This window comes from Microcystis sp. M53603_WE2 (assembly GCF_030065435.1).
The window spans coordinates 1-8,114 of the sequence record NZ_JASJFF010001110.1 but is presented as its reverse complement, the minus strand read 5'-3'; the positions used below and the strand labels follow the sequence as shown (position 1 = coordinate 8,114).

Annotated in this window: 7 protein-coding genes; 2 read left to right on the top strand and 5 right to left on the bottom strand. The window is 42.9% G+C overall.

The features are described from left to right. The first annotated feature begins 337 nt into the window (after positions 1–337). Entirely contained in the window at positions 338–1,462 is a 1,125-nt protein-coding gene (locus tag PX481_RS23450) for a hypothetical protein (protein WP_002762496.1), read from the top strand. A 529-nt stretch (positions 1,463–1,991) separates the two neighbouring features. On the opposite strand, the gene PX481_RS23445 is transcribed toward PX481_RS23450, so the two are convergent. The 5 genes from PX481_RS23445 to PX481_RS23425 form a co-directional block, all read right to left on the bottom strand. Beyond that, positions 1,992–2,558, bottom strand: a complete 567-nt coding sequence (locus tag PX481_RS23445; RefSeq protein WP_002734536.1) for a DUF4231 domain-containing protein — start codon at positions 2,556–2,558, stop codon at positions 1,992–1,994. Positions 2,559–2,609: 51 nt separating this feature from the next. After that, positions 2,610–4,784, bottom strand: coding sequence for a TRAFs-binding domain-containing protein (locus PX481_RS23440; protein WP_288096326.1), 2,175 nt, complete (start codon positions 4,782–4,784; stop codon positions 2,610–2,612). Positions 4,785–4,901: 117 nt separating this feature from the next. Beyond that, positions 4,902–5,888, bottom strand: coding sequence for a ligand-gated ion channel (locus PX481_RS23435; RefSeq protein WP_155120456.1), 987 nt, complete (start codon positions 5,886–5,888; stop codon positions 4,902–4,904). 99 nt (positions 5,889–5,987) lie between these two features. Then, complete coding sequence (locus PX481_RS23430; protein WP_502846655.1) at positions 5,988–6,773, bottom strand: PDC sensor domain-containing protein; 786 nt, start codon at positions 6,771–6,773, stop codon at positions 5,988–5,990. Positions 6,774–6,845: 72 nt separating this feature from the next. Further along, the gene (locus PX481_RS23425; protein ID WP_288096322.1) at positions 6,846–7,034 is read right to left on the bottom strand and encodes a hypothetical protein; all 189 of its coding nucleotides are present in this window, start codon (positions 7,032–7,034) and stop codon (positions 6,846–6,848) included. 309 nt (positions 7,035–7,343) lie between these two features. On the opposite strand from PX481_RS23425, the gene PX481_RS23420 reads away from it, so the two are divergent. Then, the gene (locus PX481_RS23420) at positions 7,344–8,051 is read left to right on the top strand and encodes a hypothetical protein (protein WP_002762501.1); all 708 of its coding nucleotides are present in this window, start codon (positions 7,344–7,346) and stop codon (positions 8,049–8,051) included. Positions 8,052–8,114 lie beyond the last annotated feature (63 nt).

Below are 8,114 nucleotides of genomic sequence, written 5' to 3'. Positions count from 1 at the left end.
AAGTAGCTGGTTATAATTAAATTAAAAATGGATTTTAGGTTCGATCCCCCCTGCCCCCCTTGATAAGGGGGGTGCCGATAGGCGGGGGGATCCCCCCTTAATCCCCCCTTGATAAGGGGGGTGTCTGATAATTTTTAACGCCTACCTACTTATCATTGTAGCTATAGTCCCTACTGGCAATGGGTTTTAAGCAATATATTAGTAAAAATCATCAATTGAATGTTAAGAAGTGCGGAAAGTGAGTTCAACAAGGTTTTTAGATTTATTCAGCAAACCCTGACTATCCCCGTACAATTATCAGCATATCGATCATAAACCTTGAGATAGGTTGCACACCATGAGCGAATACCAATATTACGAATTCCAAGCGATCGATCGCCACCTCACCCAAGAGGAAAGAGCTGCCATAGGCGAGCTATCGAGCCGCGTCAAACCGACGGCAACGAGTGCCAGTTTCACCTATAGTTACGGCAATTTTCGGGGGGATCCCAAACAGGTGCTGGCTCGGTATTTCGATATCATGTACTACATCGCCAACTGGGGAACACAGCAATTAATGTTTCGTTTTCCCACATCCCTGATCAACCGAGAGGCAATTGAACTTTACTGTATCGATAATTATATCAGCTTATCTTTTGCGGGAGATTGGGCAATTTTAGATTGGGAATTTAGTCAAGAAGAAGGTTTTAATGACTGGATAGAAGGAGAAGGGATTCTATCGGAATTGATAGGATTACGCCAAGAAATTCTCCAGCAAGACTATCGAGGATTATATTTAGCCTGGCTGAAAGCTATTGACTTATCCGAGGGATATATAGACATCGATAAGACGCAACTAGAACCTCCTCTACCCCCCGGACTAAATCAACTTTCTGAATCTCAAAAGGCTTTTACGGAAATCTTTGAATTGGACGAACACTTATTAAATGTTGCTTGTGCATCCAGTGGTAAACTAACAACTATCTCGGAGCAAACTTGGCAACAAGCTATTACTCAATTATCCGCTTCTGAACGCCAAGATTTCCTATTAAGATTGGCTAAAGGAGAACCTAATTTATCTGCTAAATTCAAACAAAAGCTGTCTCAATTAATCCCTACTTCTCCCCCCTCTAACCAGCCTCGACGCACGGTTCAAGAACTTCTTGAGGCTGCTTCTGAGGAAGAAAAAAAGGCAGAAAAACGGCGACAACAAGAAGCGGAAGCCAAGCGAATTGAGGAACTACAAACTTTAGCTAAACGGGAAGCGCAAGTTTGGCAGCAAGTCGAGTCCCTAATTCAGAAAGCCCAGTCTAAATCCTACTATGAGGCTGTTAAATTGTTGGTCAAATTAAGAGATTTAGCCGAATATCAAAACGGGTTGCCCGTTTTCCAAGAGTGCCTGAACCAGATTTACGAACAGTACAGTAACCGGTCTGGGTTGAAGAGGAGGTTACAGGAAATAGGACTTACCGACAGTAAGTGAATCGCTCTTGAATTTTCTATTTCTTTGTGTTTTCATGCAGCACTAATTAGGGCTTGCTGAATAAATCTAAAAACATTGTTGGATAAGGCTTTTAGACTTTTTTCTCCTCAAAAAGTGCCAACCATTGGAGTGATCGGGGGTAAAATTCAGCTACTTTTTCCCTGAAAATTAGGTAACTGACTGCCTCAAAATCGGTAAAACCCCACACCCCACACCCTGCCCCTAGGAAAAGCTTTTTCAGCAAACCCTATATATTTTTCAGCTTACTAGCCCCCGCCTTTTCTTTCCACCCTTATCCCGAACTGACGTTAGCCTATACTCAACGGATTTAGTATGATACCAAATCTGTTTTTAACAATCTGATTAACTCTCAAGTTATGGATTGTTTCTCCCCGCTCCCCACTATCCTATACTTTTTAAACAGGATTTGGTATCAGATATCTGCCTAATATTATCTCAGGACTAAAAGGTTTTCTGGTGGAGAAATCGACCTAATTGACACTCCCATCGCTAAATATTCCTTGTCTTGCTACTGAGGTGGTGTTTTAGCGATTTCTGCTTGCTGTTTTGGCTTTTCTTTCTCCTGTACAACCTGGCTGAAATACCCTTCCACATCGCGCTGGATAATGTTTTCTACTCGTTGAGCAAAATCGGGATAGACTTCGGCGTGATTTTGGGCATGGCGATAAGAACCACTCAACTGGAGAAATTGCCAGCCCTCAATTTTCATCGCCTCTGCCGTGTTGCGATAGTGGCGATAGCGTTCGCCATAATGAAAGAACTCTTCAACGGCAGCACTGATAGCAACCACCTGACTTAAGCCAAAGGCGAGCCAACCGACTACTACTTGAACGTCATTGGCGTTGATATTAAGACTGACCAAGGCCGGAACAATCACCCCCCCGATAATTGTGAGCAGTCGGAGAAAATAGTATTGGTTGCGGGTTGTCTGGGCCCTGCCTTCTAGCCACAGTAATTGCTCGAGCCAGCGGGCTTTCATAAACTGCTTCTGTAAATCTGGCAAGTCAATCTGCTCGATCAAAGCAGAGATTTCTTGCTGGAACTGCTCACGATAAAGTTTGGACTTTTTTGGCATAATATTTGTACTTTTAATCAGTTAGTAGAAAAAAATTTCGGCTCTGGTTTCTCAAGTTTCCCGATTTCCGATTCCCGCTCCTTGAGCTTTCCAATAATCAAACTTAGTTGTGTCTAGATGCTCGACGATCCCCCCCAATTGACGCACTTGCTTGACCATATCGCCAGTCCCGCCACGTCCATCACCGCCTTTGCCATCCCAGAGGACAATCAACCGCACCCGATCGATTCCGTAGATCAAACTGGAATAGAGAGCCCAACGATTGTTACGCTCAAAGGAATTGCTTCCTTTCGGGACCGGTCCGATTCGTTCCGGTTGTAGGTTGAGCGCGACCTGGGGATGATTCTTAATCCTATAGAAACGCTCTACCCAATCATCGCCGGCAAAGCTGACTGACTCTTCAATAAATTGAGCCGACTCGAAGGGCAGATAGACCTCGACTTTCATCTGGCGCTCTAAACAGGCTTCTAGAAACAGGATATCGCCCCCACAAGCGAGTCCCGGCATGATCGCCAGATCCGTGGTATCAGCTTGCAGCTTATCGAGTACCTCCTTAATTTTTTGTTGCGCCTCGGTTTCCATATCCGAGGGAAACCGAGGCCTCGGGCGGTCTGGCTTGTCAATCATGTGGCCGGAGAAGAGGAAAACTTGCGGAGGTTCCTTCACCGTTGGGGAGGAGATCGCGGCTTCTTGATGTTCTATTCTCTCCAATTCTGCTTCGAGGACATCGAGGCCTGACTTGACATATTCAAGGCGGAAATTCAGGGATTCTAAGAGTTTCAATTGTTCTAGGGTTGAAAGTAAAGCAAATTTATTGTTCCAGAGCCGGTTGAGCGCCCTTTTATAGGCTCTGGCCACCTGTTGCGGGTTGCGGGCGGTACAGATGGCCAGATCGCCGAGGGAGAGGAAGACCCAAACATCGTTGTTATCCTTGAGAGCAGCACTGTCCAAGCTAAATTTAACGGCTCCAGACAGCACCGGCAACTCCTCTTTGATCGCTTTCTCTTCTGGATCGCCGTCCCTACCATGCCTGGCTAAATACTTGAAGACGGCAGATAGAGTCAGGGCGTTGATGCCGGAATAGTAATGATTCTGATCGAGGCGGTAGGCTTGCAGGTAAGTCTCAATCGCTTTTTGTAGTAAGTGGGCCGATTCTTCGGCTGTTTGGAGGCACTCCGCTTCATTGGAGATGCCGACCCATCGCTCCTTCCACATTTCCTTGTAAATGCGAGCTAAGTAGGAAAGGGCATCGATATTGGCCGGTTCATCCCGCAGCAGCGACTCTAACTGTACGACTGCCTCATCATATCGCTTCAGTCGGCTCAGGTGAAAGGCTTCCTCGCGCCGGAATTCGGCATTTTTCGGCTGCAGTGCCAGTCCGTTGCGATATTGCTGGAGCGCAAGTTGATAATTTCCTAGGTTTCTTAAGGCTTTCCCCGCTTCGGCGATCGCCTCGCATTTTATTAGGGGGTTGCTCACTTCTTCGATCAACAGCAAAACGTCACCAATGCGATCTTGGCGTTGGGCGATCACTACCCGTTTCCGCCAATTGTTGTACTCATCCCAGTAGCCAATGGCTAGGGGGGTTTGCAAGGACCGGCGATCGGGTTCTTCCAAGCCGTCGAGTAAATTGAAAATGGGGCTGTGAATGCGATGATGGTCTGATTCCCCGGTAGCGCGAGCCATTTTAGCGATCGCCTGTTTGTCTTTTTCCAGGTATTGGCGATCGGGCTGGCCATTCTCGTCACAATGGTAGGGGAGAGTGCGGACGTTAAAAATATCGAAGGGCAGATAACCTCGGCCCGACTGGATATGAATTAGTCCCCGCTTGCGTAGGGCGTGGCGTACTCCTAACTCATAAAAAACGTTGGCATTATCAATGCTGAGGTCAGCAATTACCAGATCCGCCAGCAATAGTTCCTGAAACATATCGGTGAGGATATCGCCGCTGACGCTTTCTTCATCGGCTCGAAACGGCTCAAATCCAGCTTCGATTAAGGCTGGTTTAATTAAGTCTTGATAGATGCTATTAAAATCTATCCAGCGGTCGTCTGGCCCTTTTTTCTTACCAAAGGGCATGACGACGAAGGCATGGGGCAACCCCTGGGGGCTGGCAGCGGTATCATGCTCTTGTTTCGGTTGGGGAACTAGCTCTAGGTTCGACTCAGAAACTTGTTCGGCGTTGGCGGCAGAATTTTTCTGGTCAATAATTTCTTGACTGGGCATATTAATCTTTCTGACTCAAGCAAGATTGATCATAACTTATTTTAGTGAGATTGAATCCCTAGCCATTTTTTGTTAAAAAAGGGTTCTTCTCAACCTAGTATGTAAAAAGGTAAGAGCCTAAAAAACTAACATAGTTACCAACAGTAACAGTGCCAGATTAGTTGGCCAATAAAGTAGCTTTGGGATTAAGTTATTTTTATAATCAATCCAATCAATTTTGATATTAGAAGCAAAAAGTATGGCATTAATTGCGACTAAAAGAATCATTATATATAGTATAAAGTAGAAATAATCAAGATAAATAATACCTGCCGTGATAATTTTTTGTCTGAGATTAATCTGATCGATAATGACAATGAAAAGAAAAGCCCCACAAGCGGAAACGATCTCTAAAGCGGTAAAATCTTGATTTTCACCGCTCTCTTTATGTTTGATGATCAGTATTTGAATACAAAAAAGCAGTAATAGGACAACAATAATTATCATCATATTACTAATCAGTACATTGATAAAATTTCGTTGGAGAACAACCGTAAAATAGAGTTCGGGAAAATTGTCCTGGCCGATATAGCTGTTAAGTCCAAAATTGGTATTATAGTTATTGAGTTTGTACTGGAAAAAACTACTCTTAATATCCCAACCAGGTAAAACAAAATCCTCTGCTAAACCGGGTAGGGAAGTAGGAACCATCAAATCGTAGGCATCAAAATCTGGGGTGAGGATGATATTTTTGTAGAAGTCTTTAGGCCAGAGGCGAATCCAGACATCTTTAACATCAAAGGGATATTTAGAATAATCAAAGTTTTCTCGGAGTTTAGCTTCAAAATACCAGACGATCACTTCAAAATTTTGGTCTTGATGACGATGAATCTCGGTTACATTGGGATCAACTGCTTCGGGAAGAATAAAACCCCGACTGACGTTTTGAGGGATATTCTTATCATACTTTTGCCAAATATAGCCCGTGATAAACACATCATTAGCATCTTCAAATTCTAGAGACTGCACAAAAACTCCTGTGGGAATATAGAGGGGGGAGTCTTTAGGGTTTTCGGATTTACGAGATTGCAAAAATTTATTTAAACCCGCTTTTTTCAGAAGCACTATATTGTTTTTCTGTTCGATTTTATGTTCAGAGATTTGGAGATACCAGATAGATCCGATTCCCGCCAGCAAGACAACAGAAGTGGAAGAAGAGACAGCCTAAAGACTGCGAACACTGCCTTTATAAGCGCGAAAGATTAGGATAAATAGAAAAAAGAAAAAGCTAATTATCTGTAGATTAATCAGCAGCAGTTTGTGATGTAAGCTCTTGGTATTTAATAAAATTTCATCTTGAATGAAGACAGCACTTAATGTCCAACTTGTAGTAGGAATAGGTTCAAAAAATATCCAGCTAGATTGTCCCGTTAAGGGATTTTGAAAATCCATTTCAATCTTAGAGCCTTTGAGAGCTTTTTGGGCTGGAACTCGCAATTTTTCGGGTTTATATGCTTGAGAAATTATTTGAAAGATGGTTTTTTGCTCTTTAACCCAATCTTCTCTATGACTATAGATAAAAGTTCCTTTTTTAGATAGGATAAATCCGTAGCCAGTCTTACCTAGTTTGAGGGAGTTCATTAAGTTTTTTAACCCATCTAGAGAATAGTTGGCGAAGACCACCCCAGAAGGAATATTTTTTTTGGTTTTCGGATTAAGGCGATAAAAAGGAGTGCTAAATTCTGCGAGTAAAGTGTTAGTTGCCGCTCCAAAATGAGGTTCTAACCAAACTGAACCGGAGGCTAAGGGATGGATATACCAATCACCCTTTCCGGGTTGAGTATAATCGTAAAAAGATTCCAGTTGCAGTAATTGCAGTTTACCCTGTTTTCTGGTGTAGTAGGGAGCATAGAGACGTATCTGAGATTTGTAAGTATAGGAAGCATAAGCCGCACCGACACCGAACCAATTGGGATTTTGTTCTATCGTGCTTTTTAATCGCTCAAGCAACTGTCGATCTTTAAGTTTATCCTTACTGATATCGTGGGCGATAGAATTGGCACTATCCTGGAGTTTACGAAGCTAGTTATCGATTTCTTTAGCGGCGCGGATAGCTTCTTGTCGAGCATTATTTTTCGCTGTTTCTCTGGTTTGATTTTTCTCCCGCCAGTAAGCATAAATGGTGAAGGTGGCCGACAAGAAACTGATAACGCAGAGAGATAGGGACAGTCTAAAGATTCGTTGTTGCCAAGGATTGGTTTGAGTTTGCATTTTTAGTAGCGTTTGTAACAAATTATGAAATTGTATCTTAGGATACGAAATATTGGCGGGGTGGTGTAATAGATTCTTAGGGTAACTGATTCTAAGGATCAAGAACAAATAAGACTTTAAGGTTCAGGCTTAGATATCGAACTGACCTAGTTTTTTAGAGTGTGTTTCAGTCTCACTTCTGAAACTCAAGTCTGAATAGGTTGCTGCCCAACCTTAACCCTTGGGATTCAGCTGGTTCAGAACTTCTCAAAAGCCATCAACAAACTTCTTAAGTCTTTTGGTCAGTCTACTAAAGGAAGATGATAAACAATGAGTGATGCCGATCAAGGAAAATCGTTAAACAGCAAAGAAAAAGTCCGTGAATTTCCATTAGCTTCAGTCTTACAAGCAGACATACCTCCTAGATGGAAGCCGTTAGGTATTGCCCGTTTAATTGTCTTGTTAGTTATTTTTGTAATCGGGATAACTTACCTGGCTTTTCCCGCTGCTGCTACAGCACAACCTAAGCCGATTTTAGTTTCTCTGGTTTCCTCTTCAGGTAAAGCGGCGCTCTTAAATCCCACATTTGATAAGAAAAAAGTCTCCCTGGGAATTACACCCACAGGTTGGAGCAATGGTGATGACCCTAGTATTGATCTGAATCCTCCAATTAGATACCAGCAAATTCTCAGTGAAATGGCATTAGCTGGTTTTCAAGGTTCGCAAATGTCAGGTAAATTTCCCCAAGAAATCTCAGAATTAAAAAGTGAGTTAGCCCTTCGCAATTTGACGATTTCTGAACCTTGGGTAGGAACCAAATTCACGGAGGGGAAAGAATCTGAAACCTTGCAGGAATTCAACAAACAAATGGATTTCATGAAGCAAATCGGCGGTACACAGATTGTGGTTGCTGAATTGGGCTATGCCGTTCACCAAGATAAGAGCAAAAATCCTTTAAAAGGGTTCTTCGTTACTTGGTATGGTTCGATAGGGGGGCATAAATCGACTAAATCCTTATCTGGCAAGAGACTTAATTGATTAGTTCGCTCTAGAGCAAAAACAATTGACAAAAATCGCTAAATGCTTTTCTATATAAGGGTT

Coding starts and splice junctions, on each gene's coding strand:
- PX481_RS23425 (WP_288096322.1), bottom strand. CDS start 7,034: ATGCAAACTCAAACCAATCCTTGGCAACAACGAATCTTTAGACTGTCC.
- PX481_RS23440 (WP_288096326.1), bottom strand. CDS start 4,784: ATGCCCAGTCAAGAAATTATTGACCAGAAAAATTCTGCCGCCAACGCC.
- PX481_RS23450 (WP_002762496.1), top strand. CDS start 338: ATGAGCGAATACCAATATTACGAATTCCAAGCGATCGATCGCCACCTC.
- PX481_RS23445 (WP_002734536.1), bottom strand. CDS start 2,558: ATGCCAAAAAAGTCCAAACTTTATCGTGAGCAGTTCCAGCAAGAAATC.
- PX481_RS23420 (WP_002762501.1), top strand. CDS start 7,344: ATGAGTGATGCCGATCAAGGAAAATCGTTAAACAGCAAAGAAAAAGTC.